Source organism: Spirosoma endbachense, from assembly GCF_010233585.1.
GTDB classification, from domain to species: Bacteria; Bacteroidota; Bacteroidia; order Cytophagales; family Spirosomataceae; genus Spirosoma; species Spirosoma endbachense.
Map to the genome: position 1 here is coordinate 327,987 of NZ_CP045997.1, position 17,883 is coordinate 345,869.

The 17,883-nt window shown below is 45.6% G+C and carries 13 protein-coding genes and 1 riboswitch; of the genes, 11 read left to right on the plus strand and 2 right to left on the minus strand.

Going from position 1 to position 17,883, the window contains the following annotated elements:
• The first annotated feature begins 12 nt into the window (after nucleotides 1-12).
• Nucleotides 13-768: an alpha/beta fold hydrolase gene (locus GJR95_RS01220; RefSeq protein WP_162384154.1), complete on the plus strand. Its 756-nt coding sequence runs from the start codon at nucleotides 13-15 to the stop codon at nucleotides 766-768.
• Nucleotides 769-1,146: 378 nt separating this feature from the next.
• Nucleotides 1,147-1,246, plus strand: a riboswitch (SAM riboswitch).
• Nucleotides 1,247-1,718: 472 nt separating this feature from the next.
• On the opposite strand, the gene GJR95_RS01225 is transcribed toward GJR95_RS01220, so the two are convergent.
• Nucleotides 1,719-3,218: a RagB/SusD family nutrient uptake outer membrane protein gene (locus tag GJR95_RS01225; protein WP_162384155.1), complete on the minus strand. Its 1,500-nt coding sequence runs from the start codon at nucleotides 3,216-3,218 to the stop codon at nucleotides 1,719-1,721.
• 19 nt (nucleotides 3,219-3,237) lie between these two features.
• The gene (locus tag GJR95_RS01230) at nucleotides 3,238-6,414 is read right to left on the minus strand and encodes a SusC/RagA family TonB-linked outer membrane protein (RefSeq protein ID WP_232541044.1); all 3,177 of its coding nucleotides are present in this window, start codon (nucleotides 6,412-6,414) and stop codon (nucleotides 3,238-3,240) included.
• A gap of 1,535 nt (nucleotides 6,415-7,949) precedes the next feature.
• Here GJR95_RS01230 and GJR95_RS01235 point away from each other — a divergent pair.
• The 10 genes from GJR95_RS01235 (at nucleotide 7,950) to chrA (ending at nucleotide 17,863) form a co-directional block, all read left to right on the plus strand.
• Nucleotides 7,950-10,049 carry a beta-galactosidase gene (locus GJR95_RS01235; RefSeq protein WP_198424797.1) on the plus strand — a complete coding sequence of 700 codons (2,100 nt, stop codon included), beginning with the start codon at nucleotides 7,950-7,952 and terminating at the stop codon, nucleotides 10,047-10,049.
• Between the two features lie 567 nt (nucleotides 10,050-10,616).
• Nucleotides 10,617-11,432: an alpha/beta fold hydrolase gene (locus GJR95_RS01240; RefSeq protein WP_162384156.1), complete on the plus strand. Its 816-nt coding sequence runs from the start codon at nucleotides 10,617-10,619 to the stop codon at nucleotides 11,430-11,432.
• Between the two features lie 353 nt (nucleotides 11,433-11,785).
• On the plus strand, nucleotides 11,786-12,322 hold the full coding sequence (locus GJR95_RS01245) for a hypothetical protein (RefSeq protein WP_162384157.1): 537 nt from the start codon (nucleotides 11,786-11,788) through the stop codon (nucleotides 12,320-12,322).
• 2 nt (nucleotides 12,323-12,324) lie between these two features.
• Nucleotides 12,325-12,735, plus strand: coding sequence for a tyrosine-type recombinase/integrase (locus GJR95_RS01250; protein ID WP_262889748.1), 411 nt, complete (start codon nucleotides 12,325-12,327; stop codon nucleotides 12,733-12,735).
• 157 nt (nucleotides 12,736-12,892) lie between these two features.
• Nucleotides 12,893-13,171 carry an ATP-dependent Clp protease adaptor ClpS gene (locus GJR95_RS01255; protein WP_162384159.1) on the plus strand — a complete coding sequence of 93 codons (279 nt, stop codon included), beginning with the start codon at nucleotides 12,893-12,895 and terminating at the stop codon, nucleotides 13,169-13,171.
• 83 nt (nucleotides 13,172-13,254) lie between these two features.
• Nucleotides 13,255-13,866: a recombination mediator RecR gene (gene recR / locus GJR95_RS01260; protein WP_162384160.1), complete on the plus strand. Its 612-nt coding sequence runs from the start codon at nucleotides 13,255-13,257 to the stop codon at nucleotides 13,864-13,866.
• Nucleotides 13,867-13,973: 107 nt separating this feature from the next.
• Nucleotides 13,974-14,411, plus strand: a complete 438-nt coding sequence (locus GJR95_RS01265; RefSeq protein ID WP_449618979.1) for a WapI family immunity protein — start codon at nucleotides 13,974-13,976, stop codon at nucleotides 14,409-14,411.
• A 124-nt stretch (nucleotides 14,412-14,535) separates the two neighbouring features.
• On the plus strand, nucleotides 14,536-15,246 hold the full coding sequence (locus GJR95_RS01270) for a superoxide dismutase (RefSeq protein WP_162384162.1): 711 nt from the start codon (nucleotides 14,536-14,538) through the stop codon (nucleotides 15,244-15,246).
• Between the two features lie 302 nt (nucleotides 15,247-15,548).
• On the plus strand, nucleotides 15,549-16,508 hold the full coding sequence (locus GJR95_RS01275) for an isopenicillin N synthase family dioxygenase (protein WP_162384163.1): 960 nt from the start codon (nucleotides 15,549-15,551) through the stop codon (nucleotides 16,506-16,508).
• 152 nt (nucleotides 16,509-16,660) lie between these two features.
• Nucleotides 16,661-17,863 (plus strand): chromate efflux transporter, encoded by a 1,203-nt coding sequence (chrA, locus tag GJR95_RS01280; protein WP_162384164.1) that lies wholly within the window; start codon nucleotides 16,661-16,663, stop codon nucleotides 17,861-17,863.
• Nucleotides 17,864-17,883 lie beyond the last annotated feature (20 nt).

A 17,883-nucleotide genomic window follows, 5' to 3' on the forward strand; every position in this document is an offset into this window, starting at 1 on the left:
AGGAAACAAATTATGAAGAAATTCCTGTTTATTTTCGCCATTACGTTTACAACCGCCTGCTTTGGACAAACCCACCAGCCAAGAACTTTCCTATTAGTACATGGTGCTTGGTCTGGCGGTTGGGACTACGCCAAAGTAGATGCCATTTTAAGCGCCAAAGGCGATATTGTTTACCGCCCCACCCTGACTGGGCTTGGCGAACGGGTACATTTGTCAAATGCAAAAATTAACCTAAGCACCTATATTGCCGACATTGTAAATGTGATAAAATTTGAAGACCTGCACAACATCATTTTGATGGGTCACAGCTTTGGAGGCATGGTTATTTCGGGGGTAGCCGAGCAAGTCCCCGACCGCATAAGTCAGCTCATTTATTTAGATGCTATGGTGCCTAATAATGGCGAAAGTGCTCAAGCAGTTTGTGGCGATTTATGGAACGTTCTAATAGCCCCCAACATAAAAGATAGCCTTGTTTTATATCCATTCGGTTCCACCAAACCCACGCCACCGACCGATGTACCACAGCCATTAAAAACCTATACCGAATCGCTGAAACTAAATAATCCTTTAGTCAAAAAAATTCCAACCGCTTATATTGTCATGACAAAAAACGGCAAAAGCGACAGTGCTACGGATAAAATGGGGGTAAACAGAGCCCGGGCAAGAAACTGGAAAGTGTACAACTTTGAGGGCGGGCATTATTCTATGCGTGAACAACCTTATAATTTAGTGAAAAAGTTAGAGTTAATTTTACAAAATGAGCAATAGTCATTGAACAGTTCATGGTTTCTCGTAACAGACTAGAAAGTTCCTGGGCTGTTACGAGAAACCATTCGATTCGTAGGAATCTAATTTAAGCCATTGAAAGTAAAGGCGAAATCCAGGGACTAATTAAAAAAAACATAAAGTCTGATTGTCAATGACTTATGGCTTTGTCTATAGACTTAAAGAAGTAATACTGCTATCGATAGGCTTGCTGAGAAAATTAAATTAAAATATATAAGTAATTGATTTATAGTTAATTAACTTAATAAGTTTAGATGTAGTGAAAAAAATCTATTAAATTTATAGATCAAGCTTGGAAAAGTAAATTTAGAGACTTTATCTTTGAGCCGTCTTACACTTACTACCTGCAAAGTAGCTGTGGATTTATACCGAAAGGGGGAGAGACAGGCTCACTGAACCCTTAGCAACTTGCCCATTGGCGATAGTGCTAACCTGCCTACTTCGTTAGGAACTATAAATTTACAATCGTTATGTCTACGCTAGATTCATTTCAGAGAACCGGGCCAATCCAGGCCCCAGTAGTTGCCCCCCAGTCCTCCTAATGCTGTTGCTATTGGTAAATTTCGGAAACTCGAAAGGTATTCACTTATTTTTCAGGTAGTTCAGTCATTTGTTGAGCTCATCATAAGTTAAACGTTTTGAATATTATCCTATATAATCTATGGGCTTCTGAGAGACGTTCCATTTCTTCCAGCTGGGGACTGCATTGTAAGAGCAGAAAATCAACACCGACTTTATATGAATTGGACCAGCCAGGGATTGAACATATTCCAACCCTGGCTGGTCCATTGATTTTGTCAGAGTTTATAAACCTTTACTTGGCAACAAGGCACTCGTGATGAAGGTCACTTATACCCTTCATCACGAGTGTTACATTTGTACTCTATTTTAACGATAGCGATTTTACTATAAATCCGCTGAATCATCATCCGCTACAGGTTTGGGTTGTTACTGATCTCATTCAGAGGAATCGGAAAGAGGTAATATTTGCTGTTGGGAACGAACGCCGTTCCATCGGGAAATTTGGTGATCCAGTGCCCCAAAACACTAACCGTTGCCCCCTTGGTATCGACAAATTTTTCCGATGTTTCCTTTCGTACAGGGGCGGTTTGGGTTCTCAAAATGTCGTACAGACGGAAACCTTCACCCCAAAGCTCCTTACGACGTTCGAGTAAAATCTCATCGATCAAACTGTTTTTGTCCAGTCCTGCCGACAAATCAGTCAGGTTTCGTTTCCGTCTCAATTCATTTAACGTTTCTATGGCCCCCTGCAGGTTATTCAATCTTGCTTTACTTTCGGCTTCAATCAGCAGTTGTTCCGACGAACGCATCAACACAATATGACCCTCATGATTGGGATACTTGTTTCTGAATTTTTTGTAACGGTACCCTCTGTAAAGAGCCTCAGTGGGCTGTTTGGCAATTTCAAATAACGTTTTGCGGATGTCGTTCGGACTGAACAATGCTATAAAATTCGGATCCGGCATAATGCTATTGTAGCCGTAATAGAGGTTCGTGCCGGCTGCATCCGTCGAATACGGCGTTGTTTCGATATAGGCCAGATACGAGGCTCCCCCCAAATTCTGCGTTACTGTTTGCGGATGCCCCCAAATCCATTCAGGATTGCTTACATCACTGAACCCCTGGATATATTGATCGGCGGTCATAATCGGATAGCCGACACGCGCTTTGGCTGAATAATCCCGGGCCAGTTCCCATTTTTCCTGGGTCAGGTAAGCGCGGGCAAATAGCCCATATACGACGTTAACGTCGGGGCGATTTTTGACCGAACGCGTGTAGCCGGTTAACAACTTTTCCGCTTCCGTTAAATCACTGAACACCAGATTGTAGATTTCTTCGACCGTCGCGCGCGGCTTGGGTACTGTACTAGGCGTTGTAGGTTCGGTGTAAATAGGAACGGCTTTCGCCTTTGGGTCTTTGACGTAGGTAAATTGATACTGCCTCACTAAATTCAGGTAGTTGTTTGCCCGTAGTGCATACGCTTGTCCTTTAAGGTATTTTAAACTGGGCTTGCTCGTATCGTCGATTTTAATATTAGCAATAATATTGTTGGTATGATCAATCGAGGTGTATTGCAATGTCCAGAAAAACAGAGCGCGCCTTGTCGTATTATCATACGGATCGCGGTAGGGATACGAATCCCGGAATCCATAGCGGCCGTCCCGGGCAAAAGCATCTTCGCCCATTACATCATGCGTTAAGAAAATGGTCGGCAGACCAGGGTTGTCCTGAGACGTGCTGTTTTCCAGCAGAAAGCGGATGGAGCCATTCACAAAAGCGTCAATGTTGGCTTCCGAGGAGAATACCTCCGGGGTCGTAATCTGGGTTGCCGGAGCAGTCTCAAAGAAGTTGTCGCTGCAGGATGTAAACAAAACCAGAGCAACGAATAAATAACTGAATTTCCGTATCATGGTTGAATAAGCGTTGTCGTTAAAATGATACATTTAGAACGGCTGAAACTGATTTTTGCGCAGGATAGCGATAGTAAGTAGACCCTGAAATGGTCTGTTCTGGATCTAATCCTTTATGCCCGTAAAAAGTCAGCAGGTTATCGCCTACCAAACGTATGGTAACATTGGTCAACGACAGTTGGGATACCAGGCTGCGAGGCAATGTATACGAAAGGGAGATATTTTTCAGCCGCGCGTAAGTCGCATCATATAAAAATCGGGTAGACGGAATGGTATTCCAGGCGTCAGAAACGTATGTGAGACGAGGAAAATTGGTGTTTGTATTTTCCGGTGTCCAGCGAGTGAGGGCCTCTTCCGACCAGGCGCGACCTGGGGCATTGCCAAGATGGGCGATCATCGGCTCGTCTCCATCGAAAATTTTACCCCCTATACTATACGCCATCAGGAAGGAGAACTCAACGTTTTTGAACGAAATACTGTTGGTAAATCCGCCGTAAAAGTCAGGAAGGGAGCTCCCCTGGAAATAAGGAGTGGCTTCAGTTTGATTTTCGGTAGTTGTCCTGCCAGTAACAGTTTTATTGCCGTCCAAAACGTCCTTATACCAGGTGGCTTTGCCGTTTTGCGGGTTAACTCCCGCCCATTCTTTGATGTAAAAATCGTAAATAGAACCGCCTTCAACCATCTTTTTGGTATTTCCATACTGACCAATTGCGCCAGTCAGGATTTCTTTCTGCGGCAATTTTGTGATCTTATTGGTGTAGTGCCCAAAATTCAGGGTAACATTCCATCTGAAATCCTTACTGCGAATGGGTACGCCGGTAATTTGGCCGTCAATACCTCGGTTACTTAATGAGCCGATGTTGTCATCGATTCCACCATAACCGGTTGATGGGGAAAGCGGTCTGTTAAATAACAGATCTTTTGACTGGCGGTCGAACACATCCAGCTGGGCTGCGATCCGGTTGTTAAACAGGGAAATGTCAACCCCAACATTGAGATTCAGGTTGGTCTCCCATTTTAGATTCGGTGTGGGAAGCGAAGAGGGTAATAATCCCAGTTTATCCAGGCTGTTGTAAATGGAATAGAATCCGCCGTACGCGTAATTGCCGACATTATCATTGCCCTGGGCTCCGTAACTGGCGCGCAGATTGAGGTTATCCAGGTAGGATCTATTTTTCAGGAATTCTTCCTGTTTAATATTCCAGGCGGCTCCCACCGACCAAAAATTACCCCATCTGGTTTGTTCACTGAAGCGGGAGGAACCGTCCCGACGATAACTGGTGGAAAAATGGTAACGTCCCAGGTAATCGTAATCCAGTTTGGCCAGTCCACTCGCCAACCGGTAATCCGATGATGTTCCATTAAATACGCCACTGAGCGTTCCAGCAGAAGGCTCGGTTTTTCCCAGAACCTGAAAGCCAGTGCGGCTTCCGGATAAGGAAGAGATGTTATTGACGTAGATCTCAGGACCGGCGAGCAGGCTCAGTGTATGGGCTCCAGGCAAGTAGACGGAGTAATTCAGGAAGCTATTGACGGTGTAGTTGAGCGTACGGCTTGAGCTTCTGGATGCGGATCCAGCGCCGTCGGTGATTACGCCCGTGCTGTAATAGGAGTGTGAATAAGTAAGCGAACTACCAGCACGATAATCCACGTTCGCCGTTGTTTTTAAAAACAATCCTTTCAGAAACGTAATGGTGAAATTGGTTCCGAGCAACACGGCATCCGTCTGATCACCCGATATCGCATTCTCGGCCGAGCCCAGAATATTTGACCCGCTGGCTGCGGTGGTTGGGCGATATCTTCCGTAATCCCACTTTTTATTCCCCGCATCATCCAAACTATAGGAACCGTCTGGATTACGTTCGTAAACGGGGTAAATATTCGCTATGAGTCGTTGGAAATTGGCAAAATTACCGGTGTTACTATCGCTTTGGGTAGGTGATTTTTGAAAACCTGACGACAACGAGATGTTGGCACCTGCTTCAAACCAATTGTTGACTTTCGATTGTAAATTCGTGCGAAGATTGAAACGCCTGAACTCAGAGGTCCTGATCCAGCCCTGTTCATTTAAATACCCCGCTGAGAGAAAATATTTGGTTGCAGCACTGCCACCGCTGATGCTGAGGTCATACTGTTGGCGAATTCCCTGACGGGAGATGGCTTTCCCCCAATCATCCGTCCAAAGGGGAGTGGCGCCTGCGACTAATTTACCGTCCAAACCAATCGGCTTTGGATAATTCGAACCGAAGATATTGACTTTCAGTGAACCATCGACGAGATAGTCTGTCGCATACTGAGCGGCTACTGCTGCTGTTTTACCCTGATCCAACTGCGTGTTGCGAATGGCCTCCCACTGTAATTCATAATAATCTTTCGCTGACAAATACGCATAATCCTTCACTGCCCGAGACGTGAAGCCGTAGTTGGCAGAAAAGTTGAACGTAGGTTTTGCATTCAGTGATCCGGATTTGGTGGTAACCACAATCACACCGTTAGCACCCCGGGAACCATAGAGTGCGCTTGCCGTCGCGTCTTTTAATACCGAGATGGATTGAATATCTCTGGGATTCAAATTATTCGCATTCGCTCCGGGGATACCGTCGACCACATAAAGCGGAGCGGTTGACGCATTGACTGAACCAACACCCCGCACAAACAGATCGGCATCGGCTCCGGGCTGACCTGCCGATGCAATGGATTGAAGGCCCGGCACAGTTCCCTGTAAGGCTTTGCCAATAGAGGTAATCTGCAGATTTTCAAGGTCCCGTGCGTTGACAACCGATACAGATCCTGTATAGCTCGACCGTTTGGCTGTTGTGTAACCAACGACAACGGTCTCGTCCAACTGGTTTGCTGTTTCTGCCAACTGGATGAGGAGTGGTTCCAGGCTAAGGCCGGTGGTGATTTCCTGGGCTTTATAGCCTAAAAAACTCACCACGAGTGTCAAGGGTAATGATTTAGTGGTCGATAAGCTAAATTTCCCATTTGCATCAGACGTTGTTCCAGCATCCGTTGATTTAATGACAACGGTAGCGCCGGGTATCACCTGATTTTTTTCGTCGAGGACGGTTCCCTTGATTACGTTCTGTCCATAGCTGTTAAAAAAGCCGAAAAACAGAATCAACGATGTATACTGTATTTTTTTCAGGAAAGAACCCCTCTTAAGGCTCTGAAAGGATCGTAATTTATTCTTCATAGGTCCGGCGTGTGTTTGCTTTGGCTGATTTCATAGCACATTTCTGGAATTATACTTACTGTTTGGTTAAAGAGACTTAGGTTAGAATTGGTCGCATGTTTCATACCTGCGGTAGAGCTTTTGCTTCGGCGCCAATCCGGCGGACCGTTCCGATTTTTCCAGATGGCGATATTAATAGGGTCTTTATGTAAATAATATATATTATCTATAGAATTTATAGATAATATACCTAAACGATTGATTAACCGTTTAGGTATGCACCTTTACCAGCGTCTATTTCAAACGCTTACGGATTAAAGTAGCAGGAAGGGACGAGAGAGTTGACCGACAGTAGCGGACAGGAAAACGAATTATTGGCAGGCAATAAGACCAATACCTACTGATTTGACTAATTGGCTTTCGAAACGGGGGTAAAGAAGAAGTAGGGATACAGGCATACGTTTGAGTGGTTAGTTTGAGAAAGTTGAATAGTAGTCTTGTTGTTTGATAGGCAAAGGTGAATGGTATTTTTCTTATTTACAAGAAAATTAAAGGAAAATTAAAAAGGGCAATTACCTCTAAAACTCTATCGAGAAGTCTCTTTTTGGCTAAAATAAAGGGTTTTTAAGTTTTTGATAGTACTCTGTCGGCAGATAAAGGAATAGTATAAAACGAATACTGGGTTAATGTGCGCTATATGGATTAACTTAATAGAGTAAACTTGCAGAAAATGCGATTATCGAGTTTGGTGTTAATGTCGACGTACCTGCATCGGTAAATGATGTTGCATAATGCCTTGTAAGCTTCCCCGAAAAGTCGTCAGTAAAAAACAGTTGATTGGTACTTGGTGGAGGAGCACGTGCTGGAATCGGCGGCATGGCTTCGTCCGACATTTGCATTAGGCGTATGCCTTTAGGTTTGAGCTATGCTATTATTCCAAGGTTGGCTTTGCTGTTCTAGACCAATAGTCGTCGCCTTGGTTTCAGTGCTTACCCTCTTTAATGTACAATGATTCGAATGACTTGCAGGTTTCAGCTAAGCAGAACTTAGAGGCTATCGCAACGTCCACCCAAAAAGGCGGTAATAAACAAGGTACTAAAGGAGTTATCGAATTTAAATCATTTTTTTAGGAATGTAAAACAGGTTCGGTCAACGAATCCCCTACCATTGAACAACCCTATTCCCCAAGGCCTTAACTGAATTGACGGATGATTGGAAATTGAGACAGGTAAATTAACTAGTGAACCATTAAATCCTCCTAATTTTGAGAATAAGGGTTTTCAAGTCTCTGCTTCGGGAAACGGGCAATTAATTAAAGCGACGGCTCTGTAGCTTGCTAGCAGATGAATTATACCAGTGCGAGGAGCACGCTAAATTGGTCAGAGTCCTAACTGGCCAGTGATGAGTCGATTTGTCCGTTCATGCCGCCTTTGCTGTGTTTATTGAAAGTTCGCACGCCACGGGGAGCCCTCCTCAAAATTCACATAGCTTTGGGGATGCTTTGCTAAAGTTTAAACTGATTCCAGATTCACTGAAAAAATCCTAAACTTATTCTCATGAATAAACGATTTGCCTGCGTTGTTACGCTCCTTTTTTGCCTAACCAGCTTTGCGTGGGCGCAAGGTCCTAAACTGGATAAGCTGCTGTTTGGCGTTGCGTATTATGACGAATACATGCCCTACGAGCGACTGGACAAGGACGTTGCCATGATGAAAGAAGCGGGCATTAACGTAGTGCGCATTGCCGAATCTACTTGGAGCACGGTTGAACCACAGGACGGTACATTCGATTTTTCGCACATCGATCGGGTGCTGAATGCGATGCATAAAGCAGGCATTTATGTTATTGTGGGAACGCCTACTTATGCCGTGCCAACCTGGTTAGTCAGAATGTACCCCGACGTGCTGGCAACGACTCCGCAGGGCCAGAACCGCTACGGTCCCCGTCAGAATATGGATATTGTTAATACGCACTTCCGTTTTCATGCCGAACGCGTTATTCGGAAGATAATGGAACATGTAAAAGATCACCCGGCAATCATTGGTTATCAGGTCGATAACGAAACAAAGCATTACAACACAACGGGCGCGAATGTGCAGAAACTCTTTGTGGACTACATGAAAGAGAAATACAAATCGCTGGACGTAGTTAACAAAACCTACGGCCTCGATTATTGGAGCAACCGAATCAATTCGTGGGAAGATTTCCCATCGACAGTTGGCACAATCAACGCTAGCCTTAGTTCAGAATTCGCTACGTTCCAGCGGAAGATGGTGACGGATTACCTGGCCTGGCAAGCCGCGATTGTCAATGAATACAAGCGACCGGGCCAGTTCGTTACGCAGAATTTTGATTTCGAGTGGCGCGGCTATTCGTATGGTATTCAGCCCGATGTCGATCATTTCGCGGCTGCCAAAGCGTTGGATATTGCGGGCGTAGACATTTACCATCCCACGCAGAGCCAACTCAGCGGAACTGAAATTTCGTTTGGTGGCGACGTAGCGCGTTCCATGAAAGTCGATGCATCCAACCGGGGCAAAAATTATCTGGTGCTTGAAACGGAAGCGCAGGGTTTTCCGCAGTGGGTGCCGTATCCGGGACAGTTGCGGTTACAGGCGTTCAGTCACCTGGCTTCGGGAGCGTCTATGCTTGAATACTGGCATTGGCATTCTATTCACAACTCGGCAGAAACGTACTGGAAAGGCTTGCTAAGTCATGATTTTGAGCCGAATCCTACTTATGAAGAAGCCAAAACTATTGGTAAAGATTTTGCCAGACTCAGTCCGAATTTGGTCAATCTGAAGAGAACAAATTCGGTGGCTATGCTCTTCAGTAACCAAGCGCTGACGGGCTTTAACGCGTTCAGTTTTGGATGGGGCGCTAGGGAAAAATACAACGACGTCCTTCGTCCCATGTACGACGCTTTATACCACATGAATATTGGCGTTGATTTTGTAGATCCGTCCAGCACAAACCTTGAAAACTATAAACTGTTGATTGTTCCAGCCCTATATGCAGCCTCGGACGCGTTACTGCAGCGACTGAATCAGTTCGTGAAAAATGGTGGCCATATTGTGTATACCTTTAAAAGTGGTTTTTCGGACGAAAACGTGAAAGTTCGGACCACTCCTCAGCCGGGGATTATCGGCGAGGCTTGCGGTATTACATATTCGCAGTTTACGATTCCCCAGCAGGTATCGTTAAAAAACGATCCGTATCAGGTTGGAAAAGATAATAACGTAGTGAAAACCTGGATGGAATTAATTACGCCGACAACGGCCAAGGTTTTGGCGTATTACGATCACCCGGTTTGGGGGAAATATGCTGCCGTTACCGAAAACACCTTTGGAAAAGGAATGGCCACCTACATCGGTTTTATGACCAGCGATGCCGTTTTGCGGAAAATACTGGAAGATGCCAGCAGGAAAGCGAAGGTCTGGGGGCCCGATCAGCAAATAACCTTCCCGCTGATTACCAAGTCGGGCGTTAATCAACAGGGCAAAACAATTCATTACTACTTCAATTACTCCGCAGCATCCGGCACCGTTACGTATCCGTATAAGGATGGAAAAGAATTACTAACGAATGAATCCATAGCGAATGACAAGCCGATTAAATTGGACGCCTGGGGCGTGAAGATTGTGGAGGAAAATTAAACATCGCTACATGAAAGATGGAAATGTTTTTTTGTCAGCCTAAACTATGGAGCTATTTAAACGTTTCTTTTAGCTCAACCATTGGTGAATTTTTTGTCATTCCTACATCAGGGCAGGAGGAATGGCAACCCTCCACTCCATTTTATTTCCATTATAGAAAGTTTAAACAGTTTCTGATTTTCTCAAAAAATCGCTCCTACTTGAGACGAATGAACGTTCATGTATCTACTTCTTAATTCGGGCGATTTCTGAAACGGTACTTAGCGCGGGCAGAATCCATGGGCAGCACAAATGGCATCCGCTTCCTGGTGTTGTGAATGTATTCGATCAGCGGATTGAATGGCGGGCAGAAAAGGCGAGAAAAACTTAGAAGGTGCGCCAGGGTGTGAATTGGTACTATTTGTCGGGATTCACCCGGAAACTGTCGCTTTTACACATCGCCAAACGCTGAAAGGCTTTCTAACTTTGGATAATCGGTAAAGTCGAAAATCAAATCTGTATCCTGTTACGAAAAATCCATTCAAAACAGGCAATACGCTTAAATCAATACGACCAATAGCAAGCACTATGTCTGCTCTATCTCAATCCAACCAACAACAAAGCAAGCCTTACGACAGTGGCTATGCACCTGTTAATGGCATCGATTTGTATTACGAAGTATATGGCGAGGGCAGCCCAATCGTGTTACTGCATGGTGCTTATATGACCATTGATATGAACTGGGGGCAATTCATACCCGAATTGTCAAAAAACAGGAAAGTAATTGCTATTGAATTGCAGGGACATGGACATACTCCGTTTTCAGATCGAAAATTGTCAAGGGCTACTTTAGCCCGTGATGTGGAAGGCGTCATGGATCACCTGAACATTGACAGCGCGGATGTAGTAGGTTATAGTTTTGGTGGCTCTGTGGCTTACCAGTTTGCCATACAAAGCCCTGGACGGTTAAAGAAGTTAGTGATCATTTCGTCTACCTATAAAAGTAGTGGTTGGATTCCAGAAGTGACTGACAGGTTTAAACAAACAAAACCTGAATTTTTTACAAACACGCCTTTGAAAGCCGCCTATGAGGCTGTGGCACCTGATAAAAGCAAATGGACCGCGTTCTTAGAACAGATGATCACTTCGGCTTCAACACCCTTTGACCTGGGTGATGCCAATATTTCTCAAATTTCTGCACCTGTACTGATCATAGCCGGCGACAATGACGGTTTGGATAAAATTGAACTGATAAAAACATATCAACGCCTGGGGGGTGTGCTAGGTACTGATCTAAGCGCAATGCCGAAATCTCAATTGGCTATTGTTCCTGGGCAGGGGCATGTTTCCCTGATAATGCAAACAGCCACCATCTTAGGTTATCTGGATGGCTTTTTAAAGTGAATATAGCTTCGTCGCCTGATTGCATTCTTATTTCCAACGCTGTGTCAATTAAGATCTGTATGCTACTCTCCATCTGTTTTGGGGAGTAGCATAGTCTACGTTCGGCAGAAACACTTTAACCCAGGGGTACTTATGATAATGAAAACTGGGTTCGAAAGTATCAAGATCAGGTACTGCGACTCAATGAACTGGGTAGAGCCTACACGGTTGATGAGGTAAAACAGCGTCTGGAAAAAACAGAATCCGTTTCACTGGCCGACCATATCCGGGATTTTGTCAAACGTCTGGATGAACGGGGTGAAAAAGGCACAGCCGATAACCATCGTTACAAACTTTGAGCTTTTCTGCGGTTCTTGAAACTCAACCCGGAGACAGGGCAATTCTCGCTACAACAGCTTACCCTGGAGTTATTCGATAAATACGAGACGCATTTGTTGACCCGGCCACCGATGCGGAAAACCTCCACTGAATCAAGTCGGCGAATTACAACCTGCAAATATTTGCGTAAACTCCACCAGCATATTCGCTCATTTATTATCAAGTATAAACTGCCCGATGAGCTTGATCCGCTTCGGGTGCGAACCTTTAAAGAAGCACCTACGGAACGAATCGTGTTTAATAAAGCGGAATTTCAAATTTGGTCAACGTTAACCTTGCCCACGAGGATAAAAGGTGAGCGAACCCGGAATCATACCCGAAACATTTACCTGGTCAGCTATTACCTGCATGGCCTGCGGGCAATGGATTTGATGGTTGCCAAGGTTTCACAGGTGCAAACCATATGGCCGATGAAAGAAGGAAAAATTGTGCAAGAATACCGCTTTTATACCGTCGCTGAGAAAACGAATAAATCAAAATTGGTGTTAATAGAGAAGCGATTCTTCCGTTGATTTTGTCGTATTCGGAGGGCAAAGAACCGGACGATTATCTCTTTCCATTTATGCCACCGTCAACGCGGCATCTTAGGCGAGATAAACTAAAGGGCAAGGCCAATAATCGGACTAAGTATGTGGATCAGTTATTGAAAGAAGTTGCGCAAACAGCAGGCTTCAATAAACTAGTTTCCATGCACTCGGCCCGACACTTATTTGCTGAAGATTTATTCGAATACTCTGGCGACCTGCGATTGGTTTCCGTATCGTTGTCTCATTCAGATTTGGAGACGACGCAACGGTATTTGAAACGTAAGAGCCAGATGATAATCGACCGGGCTAATAGTGTATATCGGAAGCAGGTAATCGAAGAATCGGACGAAAGCCAGGACGAGGGTGTTAGTGATCGGTTGGCAAGTGGAATGCTTTAAGTCCATTGAACCATTGGCCGGAATAAGGCGAAATAAACGTTTTCGGAATTGACTGGTAAAGTATTGGTAACCACTAATAACGAAAAGAAAAATTCCGCTGTTTTTCGTTGCAGCAGTTTTACTGTAAATTTGCTAAATAAATACCATTTTATCTCCCATGCAACCTTTTGAAGAAACCGATGTGGACGTGCTCGATGAAGTCATTGCAACCGACGTTCATAGCCTCGTAGTCTTCAATGACGATGTGAACACGTTCGATCACGTAATCGAAACGTTGATTGACGTGTGCCATCATACACCAGAGCAGGCTGAGCAGTGTACACTTTTGATCCACTATAAAGGAAAATGCGCCGTTAAGAATGGCTCGTGGGAAGAACTTGTGCCAATGCGCAACGAAATCTGCCGCCGGGGCATCTCGGCCGAAGTACTGAAATAAATGAGTACAGCCTGATGAACAATGATACTGATTGAGTTCATTAGGCTGTATTCATTGTTCAATAGTCATTAAACAACAGACTCTTGGAGTATCCATCCAAACTTATAGAAGCTGCGGTAAACGAGGTATCAAAACTGCCGGGAATCGGGAAGAAAACTGCCCTCCGGCTGGTTCTGCACTTGCTTAAACGCGACGAAGAGCAAACCGAAACGTTGGCTCAAAGCCTGACGGCTATGCGTACGCAGGTCAAATACTGCCGCAAATGCCATAACCTCTCAGACCATGATCTCTGTTCGATCTGCACCAGTAACAAGCGTGATCAATCATTGATCTGTGTTGTTGAAGATACGCGCGATGTGCTGGCCATTGAGAATACCGCTCAATATAAGGGTCTTTATCATGTGCTCGGAGGAATCATATCCCCCGTAGAAGGAATTGGCCCCAGTGATCTACAGATTGACTCACTAATTACGCGATTACGCGGCCCGGAGAGCGAGCAGGTACGCGAAATTATTCTGGCCATAAGCCCGACGATGGAAGGGGATACAACGGCGTTTTATCTGCAAAAGAAACTCAAGCCGTTTAACCTGAAAATCTCGACGATTGCCCGGGGAGTGCCTATCGGGGGAGACCTCGAATATGCTGATGAGGTTACGCTGGGGCGAAGTATTTTAAGCCGAATAGCTTATGATTAATTAAAAAAGCACCGATCCAGGTGCTTTTTTAATTAATTCTATAACCTTATCCCGAAACTTCTGGTTTCCTGCATACAAATCCCTAATCTGAAAAAGATCCTGGAATTATGGTGCTGGAAAACAGTCAAAATAGATTGACCATCAGTATCTTAGATTATGAAGATGGTACGGCTAAAAATCGTATTGACCGCAATACGCTATTGACAAGTATCGAGCTACAACATGAGGGGAAATCCTCCATCGTAACGGCTCCGGTCATGTCAACGCATGAGTTGTCGGCTTTGGCTCATTGGTTTGAACTGGTGGCTACCGGGAAGCCAGCAAAGCCTGTTGTCTTGCAGGAGCCGTGTTTATTTTTTGATTGTCACCAGCGAGTCCTCGATAAGTTCAGGCTTACGGTACGGATGGAAGCAGAAGCATCGCCGGTCTGGACCAGCTATTATGCCGAACCGTTTACGATGGTTTTTTGGCTGACCTATAAGGAGATGCTCGAAACAGCACAATCTCTTCGTCAGTTGCACTACAATTTCCCCACCCAGGCCTAGAATCCATATTTTCGCGGAAATATTTCGTTCTTTGCATTTATAGCTTTAGGTTCGCTGAACATCTGTCAGCGTGACGGGTTGTATTCGCAAAACGTTATAAATTTCTCTACAAACCAACATTCGCATGAATCGCTCCGAGTTTTTAAAATTGGCCTTTGGTGCTTCGGCCGGTTTAGTTGCTTTCCGCTCTTTCGGTCGGGCTGCGTCCAGCTTCGGTCTGAACCAGGCAGAAGGTCCGTTCAAACTGGCTCCTCTGCCGTTTGACGCGGGTGCGCTGGAACCGCACATCGATAAAACCACTATGGAGATCCACCACGACAAGCACCATAAAGCTTATGTGGACAACCTGAATAAGGCCGTAGCCGGAACCGATATGGCTAAAATGGACATTGAGGCTTTGGTAAAAAGCATCAGCAGCAGTACGCCCGCAGCGGTTCGCAACAATGCCGGTGGCCACTGGAATCACACATTCTTCTGGAGTATTCTTGGACCCAATGCAGGTGGTGCGCCAAAAGGTGCGTTGGCCGATGCGATTAACAAGAAGTTTGGATCGTTCGATAACTTCAAAACAGAGTGGGCAAAGGCCGCAACGGGTCGTTTCGGCTCGGGTTGGGTATGGCTTATCAAGAGTGGTAGCGATGTCGAAATCGTATCGACGCCTAACCAGGACAATCCGCTGATGGCGTTGGCCGAGAAAAAAGGAACACCGGTCATGGGCCTTGATGTTTGGGAACATGCCTACTATCTGAAATACCAAAACCGTCGGCCAGAGTACGTTACAGCTGCCTGGAACGTGTTTGACTGGAACAAAATCGGTAAGAACTTTGCGGGATAAAAGCTCATAAAGCTTAGGTGATGGCATTCGGTTAACAGAGGTCCGTTGATATGGTTTCTAACGGAGTATGCTGTAACCTGAATGCCATTGGCATCTACAGCTAAAGAAGCAGAAAGGTAGTGCAGGTTTGTGCTAGTCGTGGAGCTAAGCATGGTGTAGCAAGGGTAATGGAACCTGCCCATTGACCTCATTCGCGAAATTTATTCTATGGGCTGTTAACTAAACGAAACGGTTCTTTGTGTTGCAGGGATTGATGGACAGATTGGGTAAACTTTTGTATTTTTGCGAAAACAGATTAGTCTATGTCATCACAAGAATTGTACGATGAAATCCCGTCGTTGGATCTGGCTGATTTCACATCGGGCGATCCGGAACGCAAAGCTCGCTTTGTGCAGGATTTAGGTCGGGCGTTTAATCAGATTGGCTTCGTGGCCATCCGCAATCACGGGTTGACCGATGACCTTACACAGCGACTTTATGAGTCAGCTAAAGCGTTTTTTTCGGCTCCAGACGATATTAAGCGGAAATATGAACACCCCGAATTAAGTGGCCAACGGGGTTATATTGGCAAAGGGAAAGAAACAGCCAAAGGGTTTAAAGTAGCAGATCTCAAAGAATTCTACCATATTGGTCAGCCTGAGCCGGTTGGGGAAATGCCAGCCAATGTGTTTCCGGAAGAATATCCTGAATTTGGTGAAGCGACGTTAACGGCTTATCAAACGCTCGAAAATGCGGGTAAGCAGTTACTGCGGGCAATAGCGCTTTATCTGGAGTTGCCGGAAATGTATTTCGATGATAAAGTGAAAAATGGAGACAGTATCCTCAGGGCGCTCCACTATTTTCCCCTCGATCCCGAAAAAACACCCGATGGAGCGGTACGTGCGGCAGCGCATGGTGATATTAACCTCATTACGTTACTGATGGGAGCCTCGGCAGATGGACTGGAAGTACTCCGGCGCGATGGCAAATGGATTGGAATCACTGCCCTTCCCGATCAGGTTGTTGTAAACGTTGGCGATATGCTCGACCGGCTGACAAATCATAAACTCAAGTCGACGATTCATCAGGTGGTGAATCCACCACGTGAAAAAATGAACCAGTCCCGGTATTCGATTCCATTTTTTATGCACCCACGTGCCGATATGGATTTGAAGAGCCTGGAGAGTTGTATCGACACGGAGCATCCTAAACTCTATGTGGACATGACGGCTGGTGAATTTCTGAACGAACGGTTGATGGAACTGGGGTTGAAAAAAGCGTAATAACGCAGGCCTCTCTAAGCTGTCATTTGCAAAAACTGACGATTTCGAGTCAGTGCTACTACTGAAGTTTATAGTCGTTGCCGGGCGCTGAAAATTGATTGGTTCAGCGCCCGGCAACGAACTAAACCGCCCCGCTCGCTTCTCCGTTTATTATGCCTCCCTATCTGACACCAGTCAAGCCCGTACGACGAATCCGCTTCCTTATCTTCCTGAAAGATGTGCTGATTTTGTCCCTTACTACCTTCGGCGGGCCGCAGGTGCACCTGGCGATGTTGTATGAACGCTTTGTGCAGAAACGACGGTATCTGACGGAAACTGAACTAATGGAGCTGAATGCCCTCTGTCAGATTCTGCCAGGGCCAACCTCTACACAAACCATTACGGCTGTTGGGTTTAAAATTGGTGGCCCAAATTTAGCCTATGTTACCCTGCTGATCTGGATATTGCCCGCTGTCAGCATTATGACAGCCGTTGGCATGGGTATTAACTACCTCGAACAACACCATCTTTCGTTACGATTTGCCCGCTATATACAGCCAATGGCCGTTGGCTTTCTGATCGTGGCGGGGTATCGCATTGGCCAGAAAGTGATCAAAGATAAAGTCAGTCTGGCACTTGCCATTACTGCCGCACTGGTCGCTTATGTTTTCCGGTCGCCGGTTATGACACCGATTGTTATTGTGGCTGGTGGTTTAGTAACCGCACTGACCTACGAAAAGCAGGAGCGAATGGAAAAAAAACCTCTCAAAGTACAGTGGGCTAATTTTTTCCTGTGGCTGGGTGTACTGATCGGCGCGGCTGGTCTTGGTGCAGTTACGCAATCGCTGCCCGTTCGTTTGTTCGAGAATTTTTACCGAAACGGCAGTCTGGTCTTTGGCGGTGGGCAAGTCTTGACACCGATGCTTTACAATGAGTTTGTCGCGTTTAAGCACTACCTCACCCGCGAAGAGTTTCTGTCTGGATTAGGGTTGGTTCAGGCGTTGCCGGGTCCTGTGTTTTCGTTTGCTTCCTACATTGGTGCATTATCCATGCGTGATGCCGGATTTAGCGGCCAGTTGTGGGGGAGCTGCGTGTCGACAGCCGGGATTTTCCTTCCCGGAACATTTCTAATATTCTTCGTTTACCGCTTCTGGGAGCAGCTGAAACGCTACCGTGTTGTCAGGGCTTCGCTGGATGGCGTCAATGCCGCCAGTACGGGTTTAACAGCGGCAGCGGCTATTGTTCTTTTTCAACCCATGGCGCCCCACTGGCCATCTGTCGTTGTTGTGCTGATAACAATGGGCGTTTTGCTCTATACCCGAATTCCTCCCTTTATCGTCGTTGTTGGTGGCTTGATGGCCGGTATTGTTTTATAGCACAAGCCGGGCAATTGCTA